This window comes from Amycolatopsis vastitatis (assembly GCF_002234595.1).
In the GTDB taxonomy this organism is placed as follows: domain Bacteria; phylum Actinomycetota; class Actinomycetes; order Mycobacteriales; family Pseudonocardiaceae; genus Amycolatopsis; species Amycolatopsis vastitatis.
The window spans coordinates 33,394-59,496 of sequence record NZ_NMUL01000057.1 but is presented as its reverse complement, the minus strand read 5'-3'; the positions used below and the strand labels follow the sequence as shown (position 1 = coordinate 59,496).

The window sequence follows — 26,103 nt, the reverse complement described above, 5'->3', positions numbered from 1 at the left end:
GGAGAATGCCGATGCCCGGCAAGACGAAGGCCCGCGGCAACGGCCTGAGCGCGATCGGCGCCGACGAACTCGGCTCGGCCGCGCAGCGCGACCGCCGCCGCCGGATCATCGACGCGACCCTCGCACTGGCCTCGAAGGGCGGCTACGACGCCGTGCAGATGCGCGCCGTCGCGGAGAAGGCCGACGTCGCCCTCGGCACCTTGTACCGGTACTTCCCGTCGAAGATCCACCTGCTCGTCTCCGGGCTGGCCCGCGAGTTCGAGCGCGCGCAGGAGAAGCTGGAACGCCAGGCCATTCCCGGTGACACGCCCGCCGAACGGCTGATGTTCGTGCTCGGCCGCAACACCCGCATGATGCAGCGCGACCCGCACCTGACCGAAGCCATGGTGCGGGCCTTCATGTTCGCCGACACCTCCGCCGCGGCCGAGGTCGAGCAGGTCGGGCGGCTGATGGAGAACATGTTCGCCAAGGCGATGGGCATCGCCGAGCCGACCGAAGCCGACCGCGACATCTTCCACGTGGTCGCGGACGTCTGGATGGCGAACCTGGTGGCCTGGGTGACCCGCCGCGCCTCGGCCGCCGACGTCGCCAACCGCCTCGAGCTGTCGGTCCACCTGCTGCTGGACAAGTAGCCGCCGCCTCAGCGGTGGGCGGCGGCCACCTTCGCCAGCTCGTCGAGCGCCTTCAGCGTCTCCGCTTCCGGCAGCGTGTCCAGCAGGAACGTGTACCGCTCGACGCCGGCCTCGCGGAAACCGTCGATCACCTTCGGCGTCGTCGGCCCGCCGAAGACCGCGAACTGGACGTCTTCGCGGCCCTGTTCGGCCAGCCAGCCACGGACCCGCTGAGCCTCCTGGTACTTCGTGTAACCCCGGAGCAGCCAGCCGTCGCCGTACTTGGCCAGGCGGTTCAGGGCGGCCTCGCTCTCGCCGCCGATGTAGATCGGGACGTGCGGCTTCTGCACCGGCTTCGGCCAGCTGAAGATCGGGTCGAGGTCGATGTGCTCGCCGTGGAACTCGGCCTCGTCCTTCGTCCAGATCTCCTTGAGCGCGGCCAGCTGCTCGTCGATCAGCGCGCCCCGCGTCGTCGGGTCGGTGCCGTGGTTGCGCATCTCCTCGCGGTTCCAGCCGACGCCGACACCGAACAGCGCCCGGCCGTCGGAGATCAGGTCCAGCGAGGCGACCTCCTTGGCGGTGTGGATGAGGTCGCGCTGGATCAGCAGGGCGATCCCGGTGCCGAGCAGCAGCTCGGACGTCGCGGTCGCGGCGGCGGCCAGCGCCACGAACGGGTCGAGCGTGCGGTAGTAGACGCGGGGCAGGTCGCCCCCGCCCGGGTAGGGCGTCTCCCGGCTGACCGGGATGTGCGAGTGCTCGGCCAGGAACAGCGAGTCGAACCCGCGCTCCTCCAGTGCCGCGCCCAGCACGTCCGGCCGGATGCCCTCGTCGGTCACGAACGTCGAAATCCCGAATTTCATGCTTCAAGGACTACCACCCGCCTGCCAGGGGGTGCAGGATGGAGTCATCTCATCATACGTTGAATAAGGGGGCAGTGATGGACGTTCAGGACGTCGACTTCGAGGAGCTTTACCAGGGCGACACGCCGATGGGCCGGAAGATGCCGTGGGACCTCGGCGCGCCGCAGCCCGCCGTCGTCGCGCTGGCCGACGGGGGCGCGTTCACCGGTGACGTCCTCGACATCGGCTGCGGCCTCGGGGACAACTCCGCGTTCCTCGCCTCCCGCGGCCTGCACGTCACCGGCCTGGACGGGGCACCGTCCGCGGTCGAGCAGGCCCGCGCCCGCGCCGCGGACAAGGGCCTCGACATCGAGTTCGCGGTCGCCGACGCGACCAAGCTCAAAGGCTACGAAGGCCGCTTCGACACGGTCCTCGACAGCGCGCTCTACCACTGCCTGAGCGAGGACGAGCGCCGCGAATACCTCGCCGCGCTGACCCGCGCGACGCGGCCGGGGGCGCGCCTGCACCTGTTCGCCTTCTCCCCGGACGTGCCGGACGGCTTCCCGGCGCCGTACCTGATCAGCGAGGCCGACCTGCGGGAGACCGTGGGGAAGGACTGGACGATCGAGAAGCTCGAACCGACCGTCTACACGACGTCGATGACGGCGGAAGAGCTGCGGCAGAGCGTCCGCGTGGTGCTCGGCGAGGAGCCGGGCGGCCTCACCGGGATGGACACCGACGCCGACGGCCGGGCCCTCGTCCCGGTCTGGTACCTGACGGCCGTGCGCCGCTAGACGTTGCGGCGGTACTGGCCGCCCACCTCGAAGAACGCCTCCGTGATCTGACCGAGCGAGCACACCCGCGCGGCATCCATCAGCACCCCGAACAGGTTGCCGCCGCGGGTGGCCGCTTCGCGCAGCGCCTTCAGGGCCTGCTGGGCCTCCTCGTGGTGGCGGTGCTGGAAGTCCGCCAGCCGGTCCAGCTGGGACTTCTTCTCGTCCTCCGTCGCGCGCGCCAGCTCGACTTCGACGTCATCCTCGCCCTCGCGCGGGTTGCGGAACGTGTTGACGCCGATGATCGGCAGCGACCCGTCGTGCTTCTTGCGTTCGTACAGGATCGACTCGTCCTGGATCTTGCCGCGCTGGTAGCCGGTCTCCATCGCGCCGAGCACGCCGCCGCGCTCCGAAATCCGGTCGAACTCGGCCAGCACGGCCTCCTCGACCAGGTCGGTCAGCTCGTCGATGATGAACGAGCCCTGCAGCGGGTTCTCGTTCTTCGACAGGCCCCACTCCTTGTTGATGATCATCTGGATGGCCATCGCGCGGCGCACCGACGACTCCGACGGCGTCGTGATCGCCTCGTCGAAGGCGTTGGTGTGCAAGGAGTTCGCGTTGTCGTACAGCGCGCAGAGCGCCTGCAGCGTGGTGCGGATGTCGTTGAAGCTCATCTCCTGCGCGTGCAGCGACCGCCCGGAGGTCTGCACGTGGTACTTGAGCTTCTGCGACCGCTCGTTCGCGCCGTAGCGCTCGCGCATCGCCACCGCCCAGATCCGCCGCGCCACCCGGCCCAGCACCGAGTACTCCGCGTCCATGCCGTTGGAGAAGAAGAACGACAGGTTCGGCGCGAAGTCGTCGATGTCCATGCCGCGCGCGAGGTACGATTCGACGTAGGTGAAGCCGTTGGACAGCGTGAACGCCAGCTGCGAGATCGGGTTCGCCCCGGCCTCGGCGATGTGGTAGCCGGAGATCGACACCGAGTAGAAGTTCCGCACCCCGTGCTCGATGAACCACTCCTGGATGTCCGCCATCATCCGGAGGCTGAACTCGGTGGAGAAGATGCAGGTGTTCTGGCCCTGGTCCTCCTTGAGGATGTCGGCCTGCACCGTGCCACGGACGGTGCGCAGCACCCACTCGCGCAGCTCGGCGGCTTCGGCGTCGGACGGCTCGCGGCCGTGCTCGTCGCGGAAGTCCGTCAGCTTCTGGTCGATCGCCGTGTTGAGGAAGAAGGCGAGGATCGTCGGCGCCGGGCCGTTGATGGTCATCGACACCGACGTGTTCGGCGCGGTCAGGTCGAAGCCGTCGTAGAGGACCTTCATGTCGTCGAGCGTCGCGATGGACACGCCCGAGGTACCGACCTTGCCGTAGATGTCGGGGCGGGTGCCGGGGTCGTGGCCGTAGAGCGTGACCGAGTCGAACGCCGTCGAGAGCCGCTTCGCCTCGGAGTCGGCCGAGAGCAGCTTGAACCGCCGGTTGGTGCGGAACGGGTCGCCTTCGCCGGCGAACATGCGTGCCGGGTCCTCGCCCTCGCGCTTGAACGGAAAAACGCCCGCCGTGTAAGGGAAGTAGCCCGGCAGGTTTTCCCGGCGCAGGAACGAAAGCAGCTCGCCGGACTCGGCGTACCGCGGCAGCGCGACGCGCGGGATCCGGTTGCCGGACAGCGTGTCACGCCACAGCTGCGTGCGCAGCTCCTTGTCGCGGACCTTCACGACCAGCTCGTCCTGGCGGTATTCCTCGGCGAGCGAACGGAAGCGCGAGAGGAGCTTTGTCGACTCGCCGTCCACATCGGACTCGGCGGCGGCGAGCAGGCCGTCCAGCGCGTCGGTCGAGGCGTCCACCTTGGACAGTTCTTCGCGCGCGACAGCCAGCGCGTCGCGCTTGCGGATCGCGGCGACCTGCTGCCCGGTCTTCGCGTGGTAACCGCGCACGGTCTCCGAGATCTCGGCCAGGTACCGGGAGCGGTTGCCCGGGATGATCGTCGACGCGTCGGTCGAAACCTTGCCCTCGACCCGCGGCAGGGTTCCCGCGGACACGCCAAGGCCCCGCTCGGCGAGCATGCCGCGCAGGTGCTGGTACAGCGCGGTGACGCCATCGTCGTTGAACTTCGCCGCGCTCGTGCCGTACACCGGCATGTCCTCCGGCGCGGACGAGAAGGCCTCGCGGTTGCGCACCAGCTGGCGGGCGACGTCGCGGCGGGCGTCCTCGGCGCCACGGCGCTCGAACTTGTTGATCGCGACGACGTCGGCGAAGTCGAGCATGTCGATCTTCTCCAGCTGCGACGCGGCGCCGAACTCCGGCGTCATCACGTACAGCGACTGGTCCACGAAGTCGACGATCCCGGCGTCGCCCTGGCCGATGCCCGGCGTCTCGACGATCACCAAGTCGAAGCCGGCGGCCTTGCAGGCCAGGATCGACTCGCGCAGGCCGGCCGGGATCTCCCCCGACGTCGTGCGCGTGGCCAGCGAGCGGAAGTACACCGGAGAGCCGTCGAGGCAGTTCATCCGGATGCGGTCGCCGAGCAGCGCGCCGCCGCCCTTGCGCCGCGACGGGTCGACGGCGAGCACCGCGATCCGCAGCTTGTCCTCCTGGTCGAGGCGGAAGCGGCGGATCAGCTCGTCGGTGAGCGACGACTTGCCCGAGCCGCCGGTGCCGGTGATGCCGAGGACCGGCACCTCCCGCTTGGCCGCGGCGTCGGTGAGGCCACTGAGCAGCTCGCCCGGCAGCCGCTCCGCCTGCAGCTGGGTGATGACGCGGGAGAGCGCGGCGACGTCACCGGAGAGCACCTTGTCCAGCGCGGGAGCCTCGGCCGCGAGATCGACGTCACAGGCCTTGATCATCAGGTTGATCATGCCCGGCAGGCCCATCTCGTAGCCGTCCTCGGGCGAGAAGATGCGGGCGACGCCGCGCGAGTGCAGCAGCTCGATCTCCTCGCGCACGATCACCCCGCCCCCGCCGCCGAAGACCTTGATGTGCCCGGCGCCGCGCTCGCGCAGCAGCTCGACCAGGTAGGAGAAGTACTCGACGTGCCCGCCCTGGTAAGCCGAGATGGCGACGCCCTGGACGTCCTCGGCGATGGCCGCGGTGGCGACCTCGTCGACCGACCGGTTGTGGCCGAGGTGCACGACCTCCGCGCCCTGCGACTGGAGGATCCGCCGCATGATGTTGATCGACGCGTCGTGGCCGTCGAAGAGGCTCGACGCGGTGACGAACCGGACGGGGTGCCCAGGGCGGTACAGCTCGCTGCTCATCCCTCCAAAATACTTTGCCTTCCTACTATTGGAAACCCGAGGACCAGTGACGCGGCTCTCAGGGCTACCCGGAGAACTTGACAAGTCCCAGCTCGCGCCTATATTTAACGAGTACGTTAATTAACAGGATGGTGAAATGACCGACACGCTGAGCCGGACGTTCTCGGCCCTCGCCGACCCCACCCGGCGCGCCATCCTCGCCCGTCTGTCGGCAGGCGAAGCGACCGTGAACGAACTCGCCGAGCCACTGCCGATGAGCCTGCCCGCGGTATCCCGGCACCTGAAGGTGCTGGAACAGGCCGGGCTGATCACCCGCGGCCGCACCCGCCAGTGGCGGCCCTGCCGGCTGGAGGCGAAACCCCTGGAAGACGTCGCCGGCTGGGTGGCGGCCTACCGCCGGTTCTGGGACGACGGCTTCGACCGCCTCGAGGAGCACCTGCGCGAGCTGCAGGGGAGGACCGATGGCTGAGCTGACCATCACGCGGCTCTTCGACGCGCCGCGCGAGCTCGTCTACGCCGCGTGGACCGACCCCGACCAGCTGGCGCGCTGGCTCGGGCCGCGGGGGTTCACCGGGTCCGCGGTGACCGTCGACGCCCGGCCCGGCGGCCTCTGGCGGGCGTGCATCACCTCGCCCGACGGCGACGAGCACTGGATGCGCGGCGTCTACCGCGAGCTCGACCCGCCGTCGCGGATCGTCTTCGGCTTCGTCTGGGAAACCGAGGGCGACCTGCGGGCGGAGACGCTCGTGAGCATCGGCTTCGCGGACGCCGGCGGCAAGACCGAAATGACGTTCACCCAGCGCGGCTTCCCCACCGGCGGAGACCGCGACGGCCACCACACCGGCTGGACCGAGTGCTTCGAGCGCCTGGCCGGCCACCTCCACGGAAAGGAACCGCGATGACCCTGCCCCGGATCGTCTCGCCGTCGGAATGGCAAGCCGAGCGCGACGCGCTGCTGGCCAAGGAGAAGGCGCACATGAAGGCGGCCGACCACCTCGCCGCCGAGCGACGGCGGCTGCCGATGGTCCGCTTCGGCGAGTACACGTTCGACAGCGCGGCCGGGCCGGTGTCGCTGCTGGAACTCTTCGAGGGCCGCCGCCAGCTGATCGTCTACCACTTCATGCTGCACCCGGGCGACGAGGCGGGCTGCCCCGGCTGCTCGCTCATCGTCGACAACGTCCCGCACCTGGCGCACCTGCACGCCCGGGACGTCACGTTCACGGTGGTCGCGCCCGCGACGCTCGCCGAGATCGAGCGGTACAAGAAGCGCATGGGGTGGGACGTCCCGTGGGTGTCCGCACACGGCACCACGTTCCCGGACGACTGCGGCGTCGGCAAGGGCTTCGGCGTCAGCGTCTTCCTCCGCGACGGCGACGACGTCTACCGGACGTACTTCACCTCCGGCCGGGGCGGCGAGATGTTCCTCGCGTCACATCGCTACCTCGACATCACGCCGCTGGGCCGGCAGGAGGCATGGGAAGAGGAGAGCCGCGGCGACGACGCGCCCAGCTCCTGGTGGCGGCGCCACGACGAGTACTGAAAGTTCTCGCGGACGCGCCCGTTCGCCGAGGGCACCGCGCGGCTCGGCCTCGAACTGGCCGGGTCGCGCACCTTCGACGGACGCGTCGTGCTGCTGCGCCACCGCGGCGCTGGGCCCGGGCGTGTCCCGGGCCCCGGCGTGTCAGCGGGCGTTGGCCGCCCGCAGCGCGATCCACTGCCGCATGGCGTACTCGACCAGCGTGATCAGCGTCTGCTTCGTCGACTCCCGGTCCCGCGCGTCACAGCGGACGATCGGGATGTTCGGGTCGATCGACAGCGCCTCGCGGACGTCGTTGATGTCGTGCTCCAGCACGCCGTCGAACGTGTTGATCCCGACGATGTACGGCAGGCCCCGGTCCTCGAAGAAGTCGATCGGGGCGAACGAGTCGGCCAGCCGGCGCGTGTCGGCCAGCACCACCGCGCCGATCGCGCCGCGGACCAGGTCGTCCCACATGAACCAGAACCGCTGCTGCCCGGGCGTGCCGAACAGGTAGAGGATCAGGTCCGCGTCCAGCGACACGCGGCCGAAGTCCATCGCCACCGTCGTCGTCGACTTGCCCGGCGTGTGGTCGAGGTTGTCGACGCCGACGCTGGCGTCGGTCATCATCGCCTCGGTGGTCAGCGGCACGATCTCCGACACCGACCCGACGAACGTCGTCTTCCCCGCACCGAACCCGCCCGCCACCACGATCTTGGCGGAAGTCATGGTGGGGGGCGCGGTGTCCCGCGGTGCCTTAAAGCCGACGGAGTCCACTCAAAACCCTTTCCATCAACACCAGATGTGCCTCGGCGCCGTCATTGCCCGTAACCGTCTTGTGCACCGTGACCAGCCCCGCGTCGGCCGCGTCGCTGATCAGCACCCGGGCCACGCCCAGAGGCACCCGCAGAGCCGCCACGATCTCGGCGACCGAACGCGGGGTCCGGCACTCTTCCATGATCGCAACGCACTCGATCTGCTCCGCGGCCACCTCGGGGAAGCCACCGGTGGAAGCGTAGTCCTTCGCGGAGATCAGTGTCTCCAGCTCCAGGGCGTAATTGGCCCGGGTGCGCCCGCCGGTCAGCGCGTACGGCCGGACGATCGCCGTCAGGTCCTCGTGCGCGGCCGGCTGCTCGAACACCGCGGGCATCACGAACTCGCCGCTGGGCGGGCCCGGGTCGAACAACCCCCCTGGCCGGGGACCGTCGGAGTCGGTACTGCCGGGTGGAGAGACTAAAGAGGTCACACGATCTCCTTGGTCGGCCGACGGCGCGGACGCCGGCGGTTCCGCGGCCGGGTACGCACCGGCGGCCGGGGGTGGCGGGGACTCCTTGCTCTTCTTGCGCTTCCGGCGGGCACGGCCGGAATCCAGGGTGAAGCCGTTCAGGACGTCGGCGAACGTGTCGTCGTCCCGCCGGCCGAAGGCAGCGTCGTGCGCCTCCGGTGGCTCACCGAAAGATCCGGACCCCGTGCTCATCGCGCCATCATCCCACCGGCTCACCGATCAGCGACCCGCCCGATCCCTGCAGCTGGGCGCGCAGCTCCGGGGTCAGGATCTGGCCGACCCGGTCGACGAGCATCGTCATCTCGTAGGCGACCTGGCCGATGTCGCAGTTGGGGGCGGCGAGCACGGCCAGGCAGGAGCCGTCGCTGATCGACATCAGCACCATGATCCCCAGCTCCATCTCGACGACGGTCTCGTTGACCGCCCCGGCCTCGAAGCAGCGGGCGGCGCCCTGGGTGAGGCTGACCAGGCCCGAAGCCACCGCGGCGAGCTGGTCGGCCCGATCGAGCGGAAGCCGGTTCGACGCGGTCAGCAGCAAGCCGTCCGCCGAGACGACCACGGCGTGCGCCACACCCGGCACCCGCTCCGCGAAGTCGTTCACCAGCCAGCCGAACTGATTCTGCGTCGGCTGAGCGTTACCCGGCGAGGTCATTCACCCTCCAGTGTCTCGTGGTTGGTCTCGGCCGCCTGTGCGGTGCGGTGGCGTCCGCGCTCGATGCCCTGCTGGAAGCTCCGCAGGCGGCCCCGCACGTCGTGTGCGTCCCGTTGTGGTCGGGGGGCCGTGGCCCCGGTGGACGGTCCGGCGCTGCCCGGGAGCAGCTGCTCCCCGCGACGGCGACGGGGCAATCCTGCCGAAGTGAATGTCGCGGGTGTCGACTGGGACACCGCTTGCACCGCGCGCCAGCCCTCGTCCGTGCCGAAGTTCCACTCCGCGGTGGCCTCCACCGCGGATTCCTCGTCGCGCGGGGCGGGGGTTTCCGGAGCCGCGGGCCGACGGGAGGGCAGCGACGACGGCGGGGTGGCGGGACGGCCGTCCGCGACGGGCAGCCGTCCCGACCAGGTCTGCCGGCCCGGATCCGCCGGGTCCAGGCCGTTCGGCGACCCGGCGTCGCCCGGCTGGGGCAGCACACCGGAGGTGGAACCGGCTTGACGCCGCGGCAGCACACCGGACCCGGAACCGGCCTGGCCACGCCGCGGCAGCACACCGGACTTCGCCTCGGCCTGATCGGGCTCGGGCAGGACACCGGACTCCGCACCGGCCGCGGGTGACTCCTGCGGGTCAGGTTTCCGCGCGGAACCGGCCTGCGGCGATGCCTCCGGAACAGCCGATCCCCGAGCCGTCGCGACCGGCTGCGAGTCTCCGGACGCTCCCGGCGCCCCGGCCGCGGCCTGGCCGGCATCCGGCGCCTGCGTGACCGGCTCCTGAGCCGGCGCGGCCTGCTGCGGCGCGAACGCGGTCTGGCTGGTGCCCAGCCCGGGCACGCCGGACTGCGGTGTCGGCGGCTGCCCGGTCGTCCTGGCGGACTGCGGCTTGGCCGGCCGGCGGGTCTGGCGGCGGCCGCGGCTCACGCCCTGCTGGAAGCTGCTGAGCCGGCTGCGGACGTCCGCCGGGTCGCGGACCGGGAGCTCCGGGCCGGCCGGGGCAGGCTCGGCGGGGGCCGCCGCCGGGATCGCGCTGCCCGGCAGGAGCTGCTCGCCCCGGCGGCGGCGCGGGAGCCCGGCCTCGGTGAACGCCGTCGGCGCGGCCTGCGTGACCGCCTGGACCGTGCGCCAGTTCTCGTCGCTCGCGAAGTCCCAGCTGCGCTGCTCCTGCGGCTCGGCTTCCGCGGCCTCCGTCGCCGCTTCTTCCGAAGCAGCGGGTTTCTCCTCGGCGGCCGGCTTGTCCTCGCGGAACCACGCCGACAGCATCTCGTCGAAGATCGGCGTCGTCTCCGAGCGGTCCGTGGCCGGGGTGGGCGGAGCCGACGCCGGGTGGGCCGCGGTCGTCGCCTGCTGCCACCAGTCGCTGAGCGTGGTCTCGTTGGCGGAGAACAGGTCCTTGCCCGCGGGCAGGTCGCCCGCGCGCGGCGGCTGCTCCCGCGGCCGGTCCGGCTGCCGCTGGGGCAGCGGCAGCGCCGCGGGCACCTGCGGCACGGCGGGACGCTGCGGCGGGACCTCGCCGTCCTTCGGGATGGGGGCGAACAACGCCGTCCCGGAGATCTCCAGGTCCGACGGCGGGCGGACGCCGGACAGCCCGGCGAGGTCGCTGGCCGACGGCCACCGCTCCTCCCCCATCGCCGGCTGCGGGGGCACCACCGGCCGGGGGCGCGTGCTGCCGTTGACCGGGCGGCGCGGCAGCTGGTTGCCCGCCGCGGGACTGGTCGGGTGCTGCTGCACCGCGCCGATCGGGCCGGTCACCGGGCCGTCGGTCACCGGCATCACCAGGTCCGGCGGGACGACGACGGTGGCGCGGACGCCGACGATGTCCTTGCCGCCGTGCAGCGACACCCCGATCCGGTGCCTGCTGGCCAGCCTGCCGACGACGAACAGGCCCATCCGCCGTGACGTGACCAGGTCGACGGATCCGGCCTCGGTCAGCCGGGTGTTCGCCTCGATGACCTCGCACCCGTTCATCCCGATGCCCTTGTCCAGGATGTCGATGTTGAGCGAGCCGTCCTCGCCCAGCCGCGACGCCACGGTGACCGACGTCTCCGGCGCGGAGAACGCGGTGGCGTTGTCCAGCAGCTCGGCGACCAGGCGCATCAGGTCGCTCGCGGCGTACCCGACGATCCGGGCCGGGGGCGGCGGCTGCACCTGGACCCGCTGGTACTGCTCGATCTCCGAGACCGCGGCGCGGAGCATGTCGGTGGTGCCGACCGGCTTCCCGGACCGCCGTCCCGGCTCGGCGCCCGAGAGCACCATCAGGTTCTCGTTGTTGCGCCGCATCCGGGTGGCGAGGTGGTCGAGCTGGAACAGCGTCGCCAGCTGGTCGGCGTCCTCTTCGTCCCGTTCGAGCTGCTCGATCAGCTGCAGCTGCCGCTGCACCAGGCTCTGGCTGCGCCGCGAGAGGTTGACGAAGACGCTGCCGTAGCCGGTGCGCATCGCCGCCTGCTCGGTCGCCAGCCGCAGCGCCTGGTGGTGCACCTTGTCGAAGGCCCGCGCCACCTCGCCGACCTCGTCGTCGGTCTGCACCGGGACCGGCCGGACGTCGGTGCCCTGCGCGCGGCCCTCCTGGATGTTGCGGACCGCCTCCGGCAGCGCGGTCTCGGCGACGTCGAGGGCACTGCGGCGCAGCACCCTCAGCGAGCGCAGCAGCTGACGGGTGATGAGGAAGACGACCGCGACGGCGAGCACCATCGTGGCGAACAGCAGCACCGCGAGCAGGCCGGCGCCGCTGCTGGAGGAGTCGACCAGCTCCGCCGACCGCTGCGACGCCGACGCGCCGAGCCGGTCGGCGACCTGGCCGATCTGCGTGCGCAGCGCCGTGGAGGCGGCGTTCCAGTCCGCGGCGGACAGCGCGCGGAACGCGTTGTCCGTCGCGCCGGCCGGCGCGTTCACCACCGTTTCGACCATCCGGGCCCGGCTCTGCGCCTGGGCGCCTTCGGCGATCGCCGCGAAGTCCCGCTGCAGCGTGTCGCCCGCCGCGGACCGGAAGTCCACGAGCCGGTCGGCGAGCCGCAGCTCGGCGGCCCGCAGCGTGGCGAGCTCGCTCGGCGTCAGCCCGGCGCGGCCGATGCCGTAGGAAACCAGTGCCTGGCTGAGCGACACCTGCTCGCCCGCGACGAGGAGTTCGTGCAGCCCGGCGGGCGTGCCGCCGAGGGTGCCGTCGCCGGCACCCGCCGTGGCCGCGGTGTCGAGGCCGATGAGGGAGCCGGTGAGGGCGGCGTACGCCGTGACGGCCTGGCTGGGGCCGAGCTGGCCGCCGTCGACCTGGCGGCGCAGGAAGGCGAGGTTGCCGACCTGCGCGGTGGCCGCGCCCGCCGCCCCGGCCACGCCGGGCTCGGCTTCGGCCGCTCGGGCCTGCTCCGCGGTGAACGGCCCGACCGCGGCGTCCGTGGCCTTGCGGGCCGCGGCCAGCTCGGGGGTGCCGCCGACGGTGCCGTCGGTCAGCATCGCGGCGGTGACCGTGCGCTCCTGCTGCAGCGCACCGGTGAGCGCGCGCACCCCGCCGCCGAGCGCGACGAGCCGGTCGAGCCGCTGGTAGTCGTCCGAGCGGCCGACCTGCGCGGCGATCGTGGTGATGCCGAGCACCAGGGCGAGGGCGATGGGCACGACCGTGACGGCCGAAAGCTTGACGGGCAGGCTCCAGTCGCGCCATTGCACGAGCGCGCGCCACAGGGCCTTCCCCTTCGACCGCCGGGGTGCTCGGCCGAGCAATTCCCCGACGGGCACCTGACCTTCTCCTGCAACGGTCACGTAGGTGACTCCCTGTCCGGCGTCATGGATCCGCGTCGGCGGCGCGGCGTCCCGGCTCGCGGCGGGCCGTCGGACGGACGTGCCGTCCCCACCCTGCCGCTTCCCGGGCGCCCGCGCTCGTCCCCGGCTGCCCCGCCGTCCGCGCGCCCGTCGCCGGGCGAACACCACCTCGCCGTCCCCTGCCCGGGACTCTGCACGTGCACGTCGCAAGTTGCGTTGTGCACGGGGGTCGAGATCAACTTAATCGGTGCCAATCGATCGCTGCGGTCAGCTGGGCCAAAGAATCGTACCCCCGGAGCACGGCCGGTCAATTGTGTTCCCCATCCGGGCGCTGACCTGCGAAAAGCGCTTTCGCGATCGGACACGGACCATCCCATTCCGCCTCACCGGGCCCGAAGCGGGAATTCCGGTTACCGGACGCGTGGGCCAGGGACATCCGGTCGTCACCCGATTAGTCCATCAAGGGTAGCAGCATCCCTCGGACGATCTACCCTCCGTGCCTCCAACGAGTGGGTCAAGTCCCAAGGTGTGCCCGATGTTGTGGCGTTGCGCCACACCCTGCCCCGACCCGGTGATTTCTTTCGAAACCCAGCACTGACCAGTGGATCTTCGCCCATTCATCGCGGTCGCGCAACCCTCATGGCCGCCACCCGCGAGGAGTTTCGGACACGCTCCGTGACCATCGGGCGGGTCCAAACGGCGCAACTACCCCATTCGCCGCAGCGCGCACCGGATCCGACAACGTCCCGTCACAATTCTTTTCCGCATTACCGGTGTTCCGCCCACGGTCTTGCCGTCGGTGCGCATTCGACGTGGTCGACGGCAAAACGAATACCACCTTTCGGGCCGGACGGCACGACGAAGGCCACCTTCGGTACCCGCCAACCGGCGTAGTTACGATGTTCGCTCGCAGCCCGCAAGGGCGGCCCGGGGCCTGTCCGCAGGCGCCGGACCCGCCGCCACGGAGGCACCTGCCGGAGGCACCATGTACGACGTCGCGCGTCCCGCGACGGGCAACGCCCTCGAGGAGACCGGCCAGCTGCCGGCCCTGTTCACCGGCGACCGCCCGTCCGGCGTCCAGTACCACCAGCCCGACCACCAGCCCGCCACCCGCACGGGCCCCGACTACCCGGCAATCCAGGCCAGCCCCGAGTTCAAGGCCCTGCGCCGCCGGTTCCGCTGGTTCGTCTTCCCGCTGAGCTTCGCCTTCTTCGCCTGGTACATGACGTACGTCCTGCTGGCCGCCTACGCGCACGACTTCATGAGCCGCAAGGTGTTCGGCCAAGTCAACGTTGCCATCCTGCTGGGCCTCGGCCAGTTCGTCAGCACGGCGCTGGTCACGTGGCTCTACCTGCGCTACGCGCGCCGCCGCCTCGACCCGCGGGTCGCCGAGCTGCGAATCCGGGCCGGCCTGCCACAAGAGAAGCGCCGATGACCGCGCTCGCGGCCGCTGGGACGCCCGCCAGCGACCCGATCGTCAACACTGTCGTGTTCGGCCTGTTCGTGGCGATCACGCTGTACATCGTCTACCGGGCCGGCGCCCGGAACTCCTCGACGTCGGACTACTACGCCGCGGGCAGCGCCTTCACCGGACGCCAGAACGGGATCGCCCTCTCAGGGGACTTCCTGTCGGCGGCGTCGTTCCTGGGCATCGCCGGCGCGATCGCCGTCCACGGCTACGACGGCTTCCTCTACTCCATCGGCTTCCTGGTCGCGTGGCTGGTCGACCTGCTGCTGATCGCCGAGCTGCTGCGCAACACCGGCCGGTTCACGATGGGCGACGTCATCAGCTTCCGGATGAACCAGCGCCCGGTCCGGGCCGCGGCGGCGACGTCGACCCTGGTGATCTCGCTGTTCTACATGCTGGCGCAGATGGCGGGCGCCGGCGGCCTGGTCGCCCTCCTGCTGAACATCCACACCCGGCTCGGGCAGGCGCTGGTGATCGGCGTGGTCGGCCTGGTCATGGTGCTGTACGTGCTGGTCGGCGGGATGAAGGGCACCACGTGGGTGCAGATCGTCAAGGCCAGCGTGCTGATGCTGGCCGTGGTGCTGATCGCGGTGTTCCTGATCGGCAAGTACGGCTTCAGCTTCTCGAACCTGCTCTCGGCCGCGACCGAGAAGAGCCCGCTGGGTGAGCACCTGCTGGAACCGGGCGGCTCGTACGGCAAGGACGACACCACCAAGCTCGACTTCGTGTCCCTCGCACTGGCCCTGATCCTGGGCCTGTCCTCGCTGCCCCACCTGCTGATGCGCTTCTACACCGTGCCGAACTCCCTGGAGGCGCGGCGCTCGGTGGTCTGGGCGACGGTGTGCATGCTCGTCTTCTACCTGTGCACGCTGGTGATCGGCTTCGGCGCGGCCGCGCTGGTCGGCTCGGACGAGATCAAGAGCGCGCCGGGCGGGGAGAACTCGGCGGCCCCGCTGCTGGCCCTGCACATCGGCGGGACGCTGCTGCTGGGCGTCATCGCCGCGGTGGCGTTCGCGACGATCCTCGCGGTGGTGGCCGGCCTGACGATCACCGCGTCGGCCTCGTTCGCCCACGACGTGTACGCGAACATCTTCAAGCGCGGCAACGCCGAACCGGAGGACGAGGTCCGGGTGGCGCGGCTGACCGCGGTCGTGGTCGGCGCGCTGGCGATCGTCGGCGGGGTGCTGGCGAACGGGCAGAACGTCGCGTTCCTGGTGGCGCTGGCGTTCGCGGTGGCGGCGTCGGCGAACCTGTCGACCCTGCTGTACTCGTTGTTCTGGAAGCGCTTCAACACGACGGGCACGCTGTGGGGCATGTACGGCGGCCTGATCGCGTGCCTGGTGCTGGTGCTCTTCTCACCGGTCGTCTCGGGTGCCCCGGACGCGATCCTCAAGAGCGTCGACTTCGCCTGGTTCCCGCTGAAGAACCCGGGGCTGGCGTCGATCCCGTTCTCGTTCCTGTGCGGGTTCGTGGGCACTCTGGTCGGCAGGCCGAAGGCGGACGCGGAGAAGCAGGCGGAGATGGAGGTCCGGTCGATGACCGGGATCGGGACCTGACCGCCTGACCTCCCGATCGGCTACGGCGTCGCGCGGAGTCCGTCGAGGATCACGTCCAGCACCCGCTTCCCGTCTTCGGGCGTGCAGTTGCGGACCGCCATGCCGGCGCCGTGGCCCAGCCGCAGGACGTCGGCGCCCGTGACGTCCTGGCGGACCAGCCCCGCCTCCTGCGCGGCCTCGACGAGCGTGCCCGTCGCCTCGCGCAGGTGCTTCTGGCAGTAGACGAAGGTCTCGGAGCCGGCGTCGATGGACTCCTTGAGGATCGTCGCCAGCTTGTGCCGCTCGACCACCCAGGTCACCTGGGCGAGCAGCCAGGCTTCGAGCGCCTCCCACGGGCCCAGCTCGTCGTGCAGGACGAACGCGCGGTCGGCGAGCACCGTGATCTCGTCGCGGTAGACCGCTTCGAACAGCTTCTCGCGGGTCGGGAAGTGCCGGTAGAGCGTGCCCGCGCCGACGCCGGCCTTCTTGGCGACGTCGTCGAGCGGCACGTCGGCGCCCTGCGTCGCGAAGAGGTCCTTCGCCGTCGCGACGATGCGTTCGTAGTTGCGGCGCGCGTCCGCCCGCATCGGACGCTCCGTGGTCCCACCCGGCATCCCGGCCTCCTCGCCACTAACCGGAGAGATTCTCCGAATTCACTTGCGCATCCGGAGACGCTCTCCATATTATCGGATCGCACGCAAGTGGAGAACATCTCCGCTTCTTCTCTTACTCCGTGGGGGAGTATCCCTTGTCGCAACAAACGCTCGACCGCGCGCTCGCACCGGCCGCACGCCGGCGCAGCGGGCTGATCCTCGCGATCATCCTGACCTGCCAGCTCATGCTCATCCTCGACGCGACGGTGATGAACGTCGCGCTCCCGCGCATCCAGTCCGACCTGGGCTTTTCCGCCACGGGCCTGTCCTGGGTGATGACCGCCTACAGCCTGGTCTTCGGCGGTCTCCTGCTGCTCGGCGGCCGGGCGGGCGACCTGTTCGGCCGCCGCCGCATGTTCGTCGCCGGCACCGCCCTGTTCACCCTCGCCTCGCTGGCCGGCGGCCTCGCCGACTCGGCCGCGCTGCTCATCGCCGCCCGTGCCCTGCAGGGCGTCGGCGCCGCCATGGCGGGTCCGAGCACCCTGGCCCTGGTGACCACGACGTTCACCGAGGCCAAGGCGCGCGTCCGGGCGCTGGCGCTGTTCTCCGCCATGTCCAGCGGCGGGTTCGCGATCGGCCTCATCGTCGGCGGCCTGCTCACCGAGTGGATCTCGTGGCGCGCCGCGCTGTTCATCAACGTCCCGTTCGGCCTGGCGATCGTCCTGCTCGCGCCGCGTTTCGTCCCCGAACCCCAGCGCCGCCGGGCACACCTCGACCTGCCCGGCGCGATCACCGGCACGCTCGGCGTCGCCTCACTGGTGTTCGCCTTCACCCACGCCGCGTCCGACGGCTGGGGGAACCCCGTGACGCTCGGCACACTCGCCACCGGCCTGGTGGTGCTCGCCGGGTTCGTCGCCATCGAAGCCCGCAGCGAGATGCCGCTGGTCCCGCTCCGGCTGTTCGCCGACCGCAACCGCAGCGCGGCCTACGTCAACTTCTTCCTCGGCCCGATGGCGATGATGTCGATGTTCTTCTTCCTCACCCAGTTCATGCAGGACATCCGGCACTTCGCCGCGCTGGCCACCGGGTTCGCGTTCCTCCCCATGGCGGCGCTGATCTTCGCGATGAGCCGGCTCGTGCCGCGGCTGCTCCCCCGCTACGGGCCGAAGCCGCTGGCCGTCACGGGGTCCCTGCTGATGGTCACCGGCGTCGCCTGGCTGGCACTGCTCACCACGGACAGCACGTACTTCCCGGCGCTGCTCGGGCCGCTGCTGCTGATGGGACTCGGCGGCGGGCTGTCGTTCGCTCCGCTCAACGTGATCGTGATGGCCACCGTGCCCACCGACGACGCGGGTGCCGCGGGCGGCGTGCTGCAGACCATGCAGCAGGTCGGCAGCACGCTCGGGCTGGGCGTCCTGATCACGGTGTTCGGCTCGGTGACCCGCTCGTCGGGCTCGACCGGCGCTCAGCTCACGGTCGACGGGATGACCGCAGCGTTCGCCACGTCCGCGGTGTTCGCGGCGTGCACGGTCCTCGTGGCGCTGACCTTCCGCCGTCAGGTCGCGGCTACAGCTTCTGCCCGGCCTTGACCTTGTGGGTCACCCGGCGCTCGACGAGGAACGAGACGAACGGGACACAGCCGGCCAGCAGCACGAGCACGGTGCCCTTGATCGACCAGCGGGCCTTGATCGCCAGGTCGATGGTCAGCACCAGGTAGATCATGTAGAGCACGCCATGGATCGGCGAGTAGATCGCCGACGGCGTCGGGTTGCCGAAGGCGTAGCGAAGCACCATCACGAAGCACAGGCCGAGCAGGCCGACGCCGGTGACGTAGGCGGCGGTGCGGAACCGGACCAGGGGGCCGGAAAGCGGCACCGCGGTCTGCGCGGCACCTTCGGTGCTGGTGGTCATCGGGTCGTCCTCACTCTGCGGCCTGCTGGTCGCGGGCGTTCAGCTCGCGCAGGTAACGGTTGTACGCGGCCAGCTCGTCGTCCTCGTCCTCGTCCCCGTCCGGAAGATCGGGACGGGGGCGGGGGGCGGGCACCTCGGCCGCGGGCGCCTCCGGCGATCGCGTCTCCGGCAGGGCCCCCTCGGCCTCGGCTTTCTGCCGGAGCTTGCGGATCCGCCAGAACATGAAGGCGGGGAACAGCCCGAACAGCGGCCACTGCAGGACGTAGCCGAGGTTCTGGAAGGTGCCGTTCGCCGAGGTGAAGCGGTCCCACTGCCACCAGGCGAGCCCGCAGCAGACGAGCAGGCTCACCAGGCACGTCGCGACGATCGCGATCCGGCGGCCCCAGGGGGATCCCGCCGGCGGAGGGGATGCTGGCACGGCTTTGACGCTAGCACTGGGCGCCTGAGAGACCCCAACCCCCGCCCGCTCCGAGCAGGGTTCCGGCAAAGTCGGCGGGCCGCGCCGACCGGCCGCCCGAGCCGGGCGTGACGCCCGCAGTAATCGGCTTCGCCCGGTCCGGGTCGAGACATTGTCACCCGGGTCCCAAGGGGCGCCGCCCAGCCGGTTCCGCCTGTCCTGCGCGAACAGGCAGGCACTCAGCGGGGCTGCGTCACATGCGCGATGGTTCGACGGGCTAACGGTCGGCTTCGTGGTGGTCGGATGTAGTGAATGACTCATTCATGGCGTCCGGCGACAGGAAAGAGTCATTCACGACACCGCGGATCCGTCCGGAGCCCGACTTCGCCGAAGCCCCCGCCGGAAACCTCCCCCACCCGCCCTGGGGGGCGTCCCCAAGTCCAGTTTATCGGCAGCGCCCGACAATCCGGCCCTCAGCAACCGGACACCGCCGAGTTGTCCACATTCAGCGTTGCTTGTGGATCGACTGGGCCGCCTTGGCGTAGCCGTCGGCGAGGCCGAACACCTTCTGGGCGTACTCGGTCGAGTTGTTGTACGACAGGATCCCCGCCCACCAGCCCGACGGGCTCGCCATGTCCCGCCCGCCCGCGCACAGGTAACGAGCCGCCGCCAGGGCGGCGTCGTCGATCTGCTGGGGGTCGCCGAGGCCGTCGCCGTTGCCGTCGGACGCCCACTTGCGCCACGTGCCCGGGATGAACTGCATCGGTCCCACTGCCCGGTCGACGCCCGCGTCGCCGTCGTAGCGGCCGCCGTCGGTGTCGCCGATCGCCTGGACTCCCGCGGAGCCGTCGAGCGGGACGCCGACGATCGGCTTGGACGGCCGCCCGTCCGCGCCGAGCACCGCGCCGGCGTACTGGCCGTGGTTGGACTCGATCCGGCCGATGCCGGCGAGCGTCGCCCACGAGATCCGGCAGTTCGGCTGGTCCGCGCGCATCGCCAGCTCGGCGTTGCCGTACGCCGACAGTGCCCGCGCCGGGACGCCGGTGACCGCCGCGACCTGGCTCGCCCACTGCGCGAGCGTCGCCGGTCCGGTATCGCGCGAGCGGGCCTGCTGCGGGGTGGTCTGCTGGTCGGCGCCACCGGCCACCGCGCCGGCCGGGGCGACCGACCCCGGGCGGACGTCGGCCGCCTTGACCTGCAAAGCGGGGATCTCGGTGGTGGTCGGGCTCGCCTCCGGTGTCGAAGCACGGGTGACGAGCCAGACGCCGCCGCCGGCGACCGCCAGCACGGCGAGGACGACGGCCAGCCGGGTGAGGACGGCCACACCCGCGGAGCGCGGCGACGGTGCCGGGGCGGCGGGGGCGGCTTGGTCGACGGCGTCGATCCGGTCGTCCTCGGTCTTTCCGGTACTCCTGCGCACGAAACTCCCGGTTCTCCGGCGTGATGTCGACGACTGCTCAACGAGCCCGCGCAGGTTAGCGTTACGCGGGCCGCCGAGATCGTCTCACCACGCCGGTTCACCCGGCCGTGTCGGAATCAAGCAGACTTCTGCTGGCGCGCGAGCCGCGCCACGCACCAGGCCGGGGCGCTGCCGCGGCGCAGGTGCTGCAGGACGGTCATCGGCCCGAGCCGGCGGCTCAGGTCGGACGGCGCGAGCCCGGCCGCCCGGTAGTCGAGGGCCCGCTGGTCGAGCGGGCTGATGCCGGCGTCCCACCACTCCTCGGCCTCGGCGACCCCGCCGACCATCTGCCACCAGCCCGCGGCGGCCGTGAGGAGCTCTTCGGGCACCTCCGGCAGCCGGCTGCGCATCGCCGCGAGGTAACCGGGGTCGGCCGATTCGACCGGGACGAAGCGCGACGGTCCGGACCGGGCGCGCTGGCCGGGGATGCCCGGGGCGGCTGGGGGAGCGTCGGCCAGCCACGCGGACGCGATGCGGTCGACCTCTTGCTCCTCCGGGGTCCGCTCGCGCTCGGCGGCCCACTGCCGGATCAACGCGTCCACTCCGGGATCTCCGGTCATCCCTGCCTCCTTGGTAGGTCCCCGACGGACAGGCCCTGACGCCTGTCCCACGCAGTGGTGCCGCACGCACCAACCTGCACCTTGCTGAGTGGAAACTGCCTGCGTATCGGGGTTCTCCGAGGGGGTGGCGAACCACCCGATCACGCAATGTGAGCACCGTAGGGCCGGGGTGGTCGTCTTCGCCAGACCCCGGCTGCCACGAATTCGCCGACCTGCGTGTTTTGAGCCGCAATCCACCCGGATGGTCGAGCGTGAAGTCCGAAATCCGAGATTGGTGACGCTGGGTGATTTACCGTCCGCTAACACGCAGGGTAGCCACCGGCACCGCTCGAAGCGGTGCCGGCGCACGGGTGTCGCAGGTCAGGAGAAGAGCGCCCGGAAGAACGTGACGATCGCTTCGGCGCCGTCCTTGAGCCAGCCGAGGACGCGGTGCACGAAGTCGGCGGACTGGTGGGGCTGGGTGATGAGGAAGAACAGCACGAGCGCGACCACACCGACGATGAGGATCTTCTTCACGCCGCCCGACATGTGCTTCCTCCCCGGCTCGCCGTCCCCGTCCTGGGAGTGGCCACCCCAACACTCTAGGGAAGGCGTGTCAGGAAGACACCTCGATCAACCCGAGGAGCGGCAGCGTGCTCGTCCAGCGGGACGCCGGGGTGACCACGATCACGCGTGTCGACCCCCGAATCACGGGTCATGACCGCTCAGTCACGGGTCATGGCTCGACCGGGCGGTTTTGCGCGTGGTGCCGTGGTTCCGGTCAAGCGGCCGATAAGGTCGCCGGATGGACGACGAGGTCTCCGGAGTCGTGCTCCGGCCCGTGGCCGAGGCCGATCTCGACCTGCTCGAACGGCTGACCAACGATCCCGCGGCGACCGGCGAACACCAGTGGTTCGGCTGGCACGACCCCGGTTACCTGCGCCGCCGGTGGCACGAGACCGGGATGCTCACCACCGAGAACGGCATGCTGGTGCCGACGCTCGGCGGCCGCGTGCTCGGGCTGGTCTCCTGGCACCGCACCCGCACCGGGCCGACGTCCTTCTGCTGGAACATGGGCCTCGTCCTGGCCCCGGAAGCCCGCGGCCACGGCTACGGCACCGAGGCCCAGCGGCTGCTCGTCGAATACCTCTTCGCGCACACGCAGCTGAACCGCGTCGAAGCGACGACCGAGGTCGGCAACCGCGCCGAACAGCGCTCGCTCGAAAAAGCCGGCTTCACGCGCGAAGGAGTCCTTCGCGGCTACGGCTTTCGAGACGGCGAGTGGCGTGACAGCGTCGTCTACTCGGTCGTGCGCTCCGACCTCGCGAAGAGCTAGGCGATCACCCCGGCCTCGCGCAGCGCCCTGAGGTCCGTGACACCCAGTTCGGCGAGCACGGCCTCGGTGTCGGATCCCTTGGCGTGCGGGGCTTCCGGGGTGTCCGGCGGCGTCCGGTCGAACCGCGGGGCCGGCGCGGGCTGCACCATGCCGCCGATCTCGACGAACGTGCCGCGGGCGGCGTTGTGCGGGTGGGACGGCGCTTCGGTGGGTGAGAGCACCGGCGTCAGGCACGCGTCGGTGCCTTCGGCGCGCGCGACGAGGTCGTCGCGGGTGTGCTGGGCGACGGCCTCGGCGACGATCTCGCGCAGCTTCGGCCACTGCGTCTTGTCGACGTGCAGCGGCAGCTCGTCGGCGTTGAGCCCCAGCACGCGGACCAGGTCGCCCCAGAACCGCATCTCGATCGCGCCGACGGCGACGTACTTGCCGTCCAGGGTTTTGTACGTGTCGTAGAACGGCGCGCCGCCGTCGAGCATGTTTTCGCCGCGCTCTTCCGACCAGAGACCGGCCGCCTTGATGCCGTGCAGGCTCGTGGTGAGCAGCGCGGCGCCGTCGACCATCGACGCGTCGACCACCTGGCCGCGGCCCGACGTGTTCCGTTCGTACAGCGCGGCGAGGATGCCCATCGCCAGCAGGAGCCCGCCGCCGCCGAAGTCGCCGACGAGGTTGAGCGGCGGCACCGGCCGCTCCCCCGCGCGGCCGATCGGTTCGAGGGCGCCGGCGATGCCGATGTAGTTGATGTCGTGCCCGGCCGCCTTCGCCAGGGGACCGTCCTGTCCCCAGCCGGTCATCCGGCCGTAGACGAGCCGCGGGTTGCGGGCGTGCACGACGTCGGGCCCGAGCCCGATCCGCTCGGCGACGCCCGGGCGGAAGCCCTCGATGAGCACGTCGGCGGTGTCGCACAGCTTCAGCACCAGCTCGACGCCTTCGGGCGTCTTGGTGTTGATGCCCACCGACCGGCGGCCGCGCGCGAGGGGATCGGTCCCGATGCCGAGGATGTCCTCCCCCGGCTGCGCGCGGTCGACGCGGACGACGTCGGCGCCGAGGTCGGCGAGGATCATCGTGGCGAACGGGCCGGGCGCGAGACCGGCGAGCTCCACCACCTTCAGGCCGCTGAGCGGACCTGCCTTCATAGTCGGTCCTTTCAGAGCGAGCGGGAGATGATTTCCTTCATGATCTCGCTGGTGCCGCCGAAGATCCGGGAGATACGGACGTCGGCCCAGGCCCGCGCGATCGGGTACTCGGTCATGTAGCCGTAGCCGCCGAAGAGCTGCACGCAGTCGTCGATCACCTTGTTGACCCGCTCGGTGGTCCACAGCTTCGCCATCGCCGCGCCCTGGACATCGAGCTCGCCCTTGAGGTGCCGTTCGACGCACTGGTCGAGGAACGCCCGCGCCACCGCGGCCTCGGTCGCGGCTTCGGCGAGGGTGAACTTGGTGTTCTGGAAGGAGAAGATCGGCCGCCCGAACGCCGTGCGTTCCTTGGTGTACTCGAGCGTGAGGTCCACCGCCGCCTCCAGCCCGGCCACCGCGGTCACGGCGATGATCAGCCGCTCCTGGGGCAGCTGCCGCATCAGCTGGACGAAGCCCTGACCTTCGGCCTCGCCGAGCAGGTTGGCGGCGGGCACGCGGACGTCGTCGAAGAACAGCTCGGAGGTGTCCTGGCCCTTCATGCCGACCTTGTCGAGGAGGCGGCCGCGGCGGAAGCCCGGCGTGGCGGTCTCGACCACGAGCAGCGAGACGCCCTGCGCGCCGGCGTCCGGGTCGGTCTTGCAGGCGACGATCACCAGGTCGGCGTGGAAGCCGTTGGTGATGAAGGTCTTCGCGCCGTTGAGGACGTAGTGGTCGCCGTCGCGCACCGCGCGCGTCTTGATGCCCTGCAGGTCGGAGCCGGTGCCGGGCTCGGTCATCGCGATCGCGCCGACCATCTCGCCGGTGGCCAGCTTCGGCAGCCACTCCCGCTTCTTCTCCTCCGAAGCGTAGGCGAGCAGGTAGTGCGCGACGATTCCATTGTGGACGGTGACGCCCCACGCGCTGTCGCCCGCGCGGGCTTGCTCTTCGTAGAGCACGGCCTCGTGGGCGAAGGTGCCACCACCGCCGCCGTACTCCTCGGGGATGGACAGGCAGAGCAGGCCGACCTCGCCGGCCTTGGTCCACAGCTCGCGGTCGGCCTTCTTCTCCGCCGCCCAGCGTTCCTGGTGCGGAGTGACCTCCTTCTGCAGGAACGACCGCGACAGCTCGCGGAGGTCTTCGAGCTCGGTCGTGCTCCACGAGCTCTTCGGGAGTTGCAGCGGCACGGGACCCTCCTGCTGGAAAACATGACGAACGGCATGTAAGTTCTGGTCGGAATGTACATCCGTTCCGGGCGGTAGGTAAAGCAGGGAGGCCGCGGTGACCGAGACGGCGCACCGGACGCAGGCGCAGCGGCGCGAACAGACCCGCACGGCCCTGCTGGACGCGACCATCGACTCGCTGGTCGAGGTCGGCTACGCGCGCACCTCGGTCCAGGAGATCTGTGCCCGCGCGGGCGTGTCGAAGGGCGCGGTGCAGCACCACTTCACCGCGAAGGCCGAGCTGATGGCGGCCGCGGTCGAGCACCTGACGACGAAGCTGCGCCGGCGGCTCGCGGCCTCGCTGGCCGACCTGCCCGGCGGCGGCACGGGCGTCGCCGCGGCGATCGACCTGCTGTGGGCCGGCTACTCCGGCACGCTCTCGACCGCCGTCACCGAGCTGTGGGTCGCCGCCCGCACCGACCCCGAGCTGCGCGCGGCCATCCGCCCGGTCGACCGCGCGCTCGGCCGCGCCACCCTCGAGCACGTCACCCAGGTCGCCGGCGAGCTCCCGCCCGAACGCGCCGAGATGCTGTTCTGGCTCACCGTCAACCTGACCCGTGGGCTGGCTCTGGACGCCGAGCTCGGCGGCGACCCGAACCGGCGCCGTCAGCTGCTGGACGAGTGGAAGCGCATCGCCGTCCTGCTCTACCAGGACGCCACCACTGAGCCGAGCTGACTAGCACAGCGGGCGGCACCGGCACCAGAGCTGCGCTACCCCTTATCCGGCAGGTGGATTTCGTGGTCCAATCCCCCGGACAGAGGGGAGTCCCGATGACCGCCGCCACCCCGTATCCGTACCCGTACAGCCCGCCCCCGGCGCAGCCACCACGTCCGGCCGCCGACCCGGGCGCACTGTTCCGGCTGCTCGCCGGAATCCTCGGTGTCCTGGCCGCGGTGCTCGTGCTGGCCGGGTCGTTCCTGCCCCAGACGTCGTTCGAGCAGGTCATCGACGGCAAGACCGAGAGCAACCAGACGGTCAGCGCCTGGTCACGCTCGTTCGCCGTCGAACCCGACGCCGAGGCGAAGAAGTTCTACGACAAGACCCACGTCGCGCGCTACGGGATCCCGCTCACCGCGGGCGCGGTGGTGCTGCTGGCCGGGGCCGGCCTGGCCTTCGCCGGCGCGCGGCGCTCGGCCGGGGGCGGGCTGCGCTCGGGCGCGCGGACGGCGCTGGTGGCCGGCGGCGCCGGCGTGACCGCGGCGGTGTGGATGCTCGGCATGGACGTCTCGGCGACCTTGACCTATACGTCCGACGAAGGCTCGATCAAGACGCAGTACGCGACCGGGACAGGATTCTGGATGCTGCTCGGCGGCGGGGTCCTCGCCTTGCTGGCGCTCGCGTTCGCCGTGCTGGCCGGACGGCGGGCACCCGCCGCGGCCCCGGCCGGGCCACCGGGGCCGTACCAGCAGCAGCAGCCCTATCCCGGGCCACCGCAGCAGTTCTCGGGGGCTCAGCCGTACCCGGGCACGCAGTCCTACCCGCCGTCGCAACCGTTCCCCGCGCAGGCCGGCGGTGCGCCGTATCCAGGCGGGCAGCCGCCCTTCGCACCGCAGTCCCAGCCGTTCCCGGCCCAGTCCGGCGAGCCGGCACAGCCGTCCGGTCCGCCGTCGCAGCCCTTCCCCGCTCAGCCCGGCGGCGTCACGCCGCGGCTCGACGACCCCTACGGCGGCGTCACGCAGGCCCAGTCGCATCCGGCGCAGCAGCCGCCCACGTCGCCGACCGAACCGAACTACCAGCTGCCGCCCCTGCGCCCACCCAATACGTGAATCTTATTCACATCAGGCTGGACATCTGACGTACCGACGGTATGGTGTACTCGTCGGTAACCCCTGCGCGGCGTCCGCGCGGACTCCGGACGCCGC

General features: G+C 71.0%; 25 protein-coding genes. 11 read left to right on the top strand and 14 right to left on the bottom strand.

What is annotated here, in order from left to right:
* Nucleotides 1–5 precede the first annotated feature (5 nt).
* Nucleotides 6–632, top strand: a complete 627-nt coding sequence (kstR, locus tag CF165_RS41295; protein ID WP_086849903.1) for a cholesterol catabolism transcriptional regulator KstR — start codon at nt 6–8, stop codon at nt 630–632.
* Nucleotides 633–640: 8 nt separating this feature from the next.
* Here the strand turns inward: kstR and CF165_RS41290 are convergent, their stop codons facing one another.
* Nucleotides 641–1,471, bottom strand: coding sequence for an LLM class F420-dependent oxidoreductase (locus tag CF165_RS41290; protein ID WP_093953029.1), 831 nt, complete (start codon nt 1,469–1,471; stop codon nt 641–643).
* A gap of 77 nt (nt 1,472–1,548) precedes the next feature.
* Between CF165_RS41290 and CF165_RS41285 the strand changes: the two genes are divergently transcribed.
* Complete coding sequence (locus tag CF165_RS41285; protein ID WP_093953028.1) at nt 1,549–2,244, top strand: class I SAM-dependent methyltransferase; 696 nt, start codon at nt 1,549–1,551, stop codon at nt 2,242–2,244.
* Here CF165_RS41285 and icmF read toward each other — a convergent pair.
* Nucleotides 2,241–5,474, bottom strand: coding sequence for a fused isobutyryl-CoA mutase/GTPase IcmF (gene icmF / locus CF165_RS41280; RefSeq protein ID WP_093953027.1), 3,234 nt, complete (start codon nt 5,472–5,474; stop codon nt 2,241–2,243). The two genes, CF165_RS41285 and icmF, sit on opposite strands and share 4 nt — an antisense overlap.
* 136 nt (nt 5,475–5,610) lie before the next feature.
* Here icmF and CF165_RS41275 point away from each other — a divergent pair, with 136 nt between their 5' ends.
* The 3 genes from CF165_RS41275 to CF165_RS41265 are packed head-to-tail and all read left to right on the top strand — an operon-like array spanning nt 5,611 to nt 7,014.
* Nucleotides 5,611–5,943, top strand: coding sequence for an ArsR/SmtB family transcription factor (locus CF165_RS41275; RefSeq protein ID WP_093953026.1), 333 nt, complete (start codon nt 5,611–5,613; stop codon nt 5,941–5,943).
* On the top strand, nt 5,936–6,376 hold the full coding sequence (locus CF165_RS41270; protein WP_093953025.1) for an SRPBCC family protein: 441 nt from the start codon (nt 5,936–5,938) through the stop codon (nt 6,374–6,376). The genes CF165_RS41275 and CF165_RS41270 overlap by 8 nt, the downstream gene beginning before the upstream one ends.
* Nucleotides 6,373–7,014 (top strand): DUF899 domain-containing protein, encoded by a 642-nt coding sequence (locus tag CF165_RS41265; RefSeq protein ID WP_093953024.1) that lies wholly within the window; start codon nt 6,373–6,375, stop codon nt 7,012–7,014. Before CF165_RS41270 ends, CF165_RS41265 begins: the two co-directional genes overlap by 4 nt.
* Nucleotides 7,015–7,155: 141 nt before the next feature.
* Here the strand turns inward: CF165_RS41265 and CF165_RS41260 are convergent, their stop codons facing one another.
* From CF165_RS41260 to CF165_RS41245, 4 genes are read right to left on the bottom strand one after another with little or no spacing between them, the layout of a single operon-like run.
* Nucleotides 7,156–7,719 carry a GTP-binding protein gene (locus CF165_RS41260; RefSeq protein ID WP_004561255.1) on the bottom strand — a complete coding sequence of 188 codons (564 nt, stop codon included), beginning with the start codon at nt 7,717–7,719 and terminating at the stop codon, nt 7,156–7,158.
* A 28-nt stretch (nt 7,720–7,747) separates the two neighbouring features.
* Complete coding sequence (locus tag CF165_RS53045; RefSeq protein WP_240522041.1) at nt 7,748–8,467, bottom strand: DUF742 domain-containing protein; 720 nt, start codon at nt 8,465–8,467, stop codon at nt 7,748–7,750.
* 7 nt (nt 8,468–8,474) lie between these two features.
* Nucleotides 8,475–8,927 carry a roadblock/LC7 domain-containing protein gene (locus CF165_RS41250; RefSeq protein WP_093953023.1) on the bottom strand — a complete coding sequence of 151 codons (453 nt, stop codon included), beginning with the start codon at nt 8,925–8,927 and terminating at the stop codon, nt 8,475–8,477.
* Nucleotides 8,924–12,646, bottom strand: a complete 3,723-nt coding sequence (locus CF165_RS41245; protein WP_093953022.1) for a sensor histidine kinase — start codon at nt 12,644–12,646, stop codon at nt 8,924–8,926. The genes CF165_RS41250 and CF165_RS41245 overlap by 4 nt, the downstream gene beginning before the upstream one ends.
* A gap of 1,009 nt (nt 12,647–13,655) precedes the next feature.
* Here CF165_RS41245 and CF165_RS41240 point away from each other — a divergent pair.
* Nucleotides 13,656–14,105 carry a DUF485 domain-containing protein gene (locus tag CF165_RS41240; RefSeq protein WP_093953021.1) on the top strand — a complete coding sequence of 150 codons (450 nt, stop codon included), beginning with the start codon at nt 13,656–13,658 and terminating at the stop codon, nt 14,103–14,105.
* Complete coding sequence (locus CF165_RS41235; RefSeq protein WP_093953020.1) at nt 14,102–15,694, top strand: monocarboxylic acid transporter; 1,593 nt, start codon at nt 14,102–14,104, stop codon at nt 15,692–15,694. Before CF165_RS41240 ends, CF165_RS41235 begins: the two co-directional genes overlap by 4 nt.
* Nucleotides 15,695–15,714: 20 nt before the next feature.
* On the opposite strand, the gene CF165_RS41230 is transcribed toward CF165_RS41235, so the two are convergent.
* On the bottom strand, nt 15,715–16,287 hold the full coding sequence (locus CF165_RS41230; RefSeq protein WP_093953019.1) for a TetR/AcrR family transcriptional regulator: 573 nt from the start codon (nt 16,285–16,287) through the stop codon (nt 15,715–15,717).
* A 134-nt stretch (nt 16,288–16,421) separates the two neighbouring features.
* On the opposite strand from CF165_RS41230, the gene CF165_RS41225 reads away from it, so the two are divergent.
* Nucleotides 16,422–17,855, top strand: a complete 1,434-nt coding sequence (locus CF165_RS41225) for an MFS transporter (protein WP_093953018.1) — start codon at nt 16,422–16,424, stop codon at nt 17,853–17,855.
* On the opposite strand, the gene CF165_RS41220 is transcribed toward CF165_RS41225, so the two are convergent.
* From CF165_RS41220 to CF165_RS51905, 5 genes are all read right to left on the bottom strand, one after another.
* Complete coding sequence (locus tag CF165_RS41220; protein WP_020644968.1) at nt 17,833–18,177, bottom strand: DUF3817 domain-containing protein; 345 nt, start codon at nt 18,175–18,177, stop codon at nt 17,833–17,835. The two genes, CF165_RS41225 and CF165_RS41220, sit on opposite strands and share 23 nt — an antisense overlap.
* A 10-nt stretch (nt 18,178–18,187) precedes the next feature.
* The gene (locus CF165_RS41215; protein ID WP_439098544.1) at nt 18,188–18,595 is read right to left on the bottom strand and encodes a hypothetical protein; all 408 of its coding nucleotides are present in this window, start codon (nt 18,593–18,595) and stop codon (nt 18,188–18,190) included.
* A 484-nt stretch (nt 18,596–19,079) separates the two neighbouring features.
* Nucleotides 19,080–19,994 (bottom strand): lytic transglycosylase domain-containing protein, encoded by a 915-nt coding sequence (locus CF165_RS41210; protein WP_093953016.1) that lies wholly within the window; start codon nt 19,992–19,994, stop codon nt 19,080–19,082.
* Between the two features lie 116 nt (nt 19,995–20,110).
* The gene (locus CF165_RS41205) at nt 20,111–20,593 is read right to left on the bottom strand and encodes a transcriptional regulator (RefSeq protein WP_093953015.1); all 483 of its coding nucleotides are present in this window, start codon (nt 20,591–20,593) and stop codon (nt 20,111–20,113) included.
* 360 nt (nt 20,594–20,953) lie between these two features.
* A complete protein-coding gene (locus tag CF165_RS51905; protein WP_167441725.1) occupies nt 20,954–21,121 on the bottom strand; it encodes a hypothetical protein in 168 nt (55 codons plus the stop codon).
* A 256-nt stretch (nt 21,122–21,377) separates the two neighbouring features.
* On the opposite strand from CF165_RS51905, the gene CF165_RS41200 reads away from it, so the two are divergent.
* Nucleotides 21,378–21,908 carry a GNAT family N-acetyltransferase gene (locus CF165_RS41200; RefSeq protein ID WP_093953014.1) on the top strand — a complete coding sequence of 177 codons (531 nt, stop codon included), beginning with the start codon at nt 21,378–21,380 and terminating at the stop codon, nt 21,906–21,908.
* Here the strand turns inward: CF165_RS41200 and CF165_RS41195 are convergent.
* Both CF165_RS41195 and CF165_RS41190 read right to left on the bottom strand, forming a co-directional pair.
* Complete coding sequence (locus CF165_RS41195) at nt 21,905–23,041, bottom strand: CaiB/BaiF CoA transferase family protein (RefSeq protein ID WP_093953013.1); 1,137 nt, start codon at nt 23,039–23,041, stop codon at nt 21,905–21,907. The genes CF165_RS41200 and CF165_RS41195 overlap by 4 nt on opposite strands.
* An 11-nt stretch (nt 23,042–23,052) precedes the next feature.
* Nucleotides 23,053–24,204 (bottom strand): acyl-CoA dehydrogenase family protein, encoded by a 1,152-nt coding sequence (locus CF165_RS41190; RefSeq protein WP_093953012.1) that lies wholly within the window; start codon nt 24,202–24,204, stop codon nt 23,053–23,055.
* A 94-nt stretch (nt 24,205–24,298) separates the two neighbouring features.
* On the opposite strand from CF165_RS41190, the gene CF165_RS41185 reads away from it, so the two are divergent.
* Both CF165_RS41185 and CF165_RS41180 read left to right on the top strand, forming a co-directional pair.
* Entirely contained in the window at nt 24,299–24,916 is a 618-nt protein-coding gene (locus CF165_RS41185; protein WP_093953011.1) for a TetR/AcrR family transcriptional regulator, read from the top strand.
* Between the two features lie 95 nt (nt 24,917–25,011).
* On the top strand, nt 25,012–26,007 hold the full coding sequence (locus CF165_RS41180; protein WP_093953010.1) for a hypothetical protein: 996 nt from the start codon (nt 25,012–25,014) through the stop codon (nt 26,005–26,007).
* The last annotated feature ends 96 nt before the right edge of the window (nt 26,008–26,103 follow it).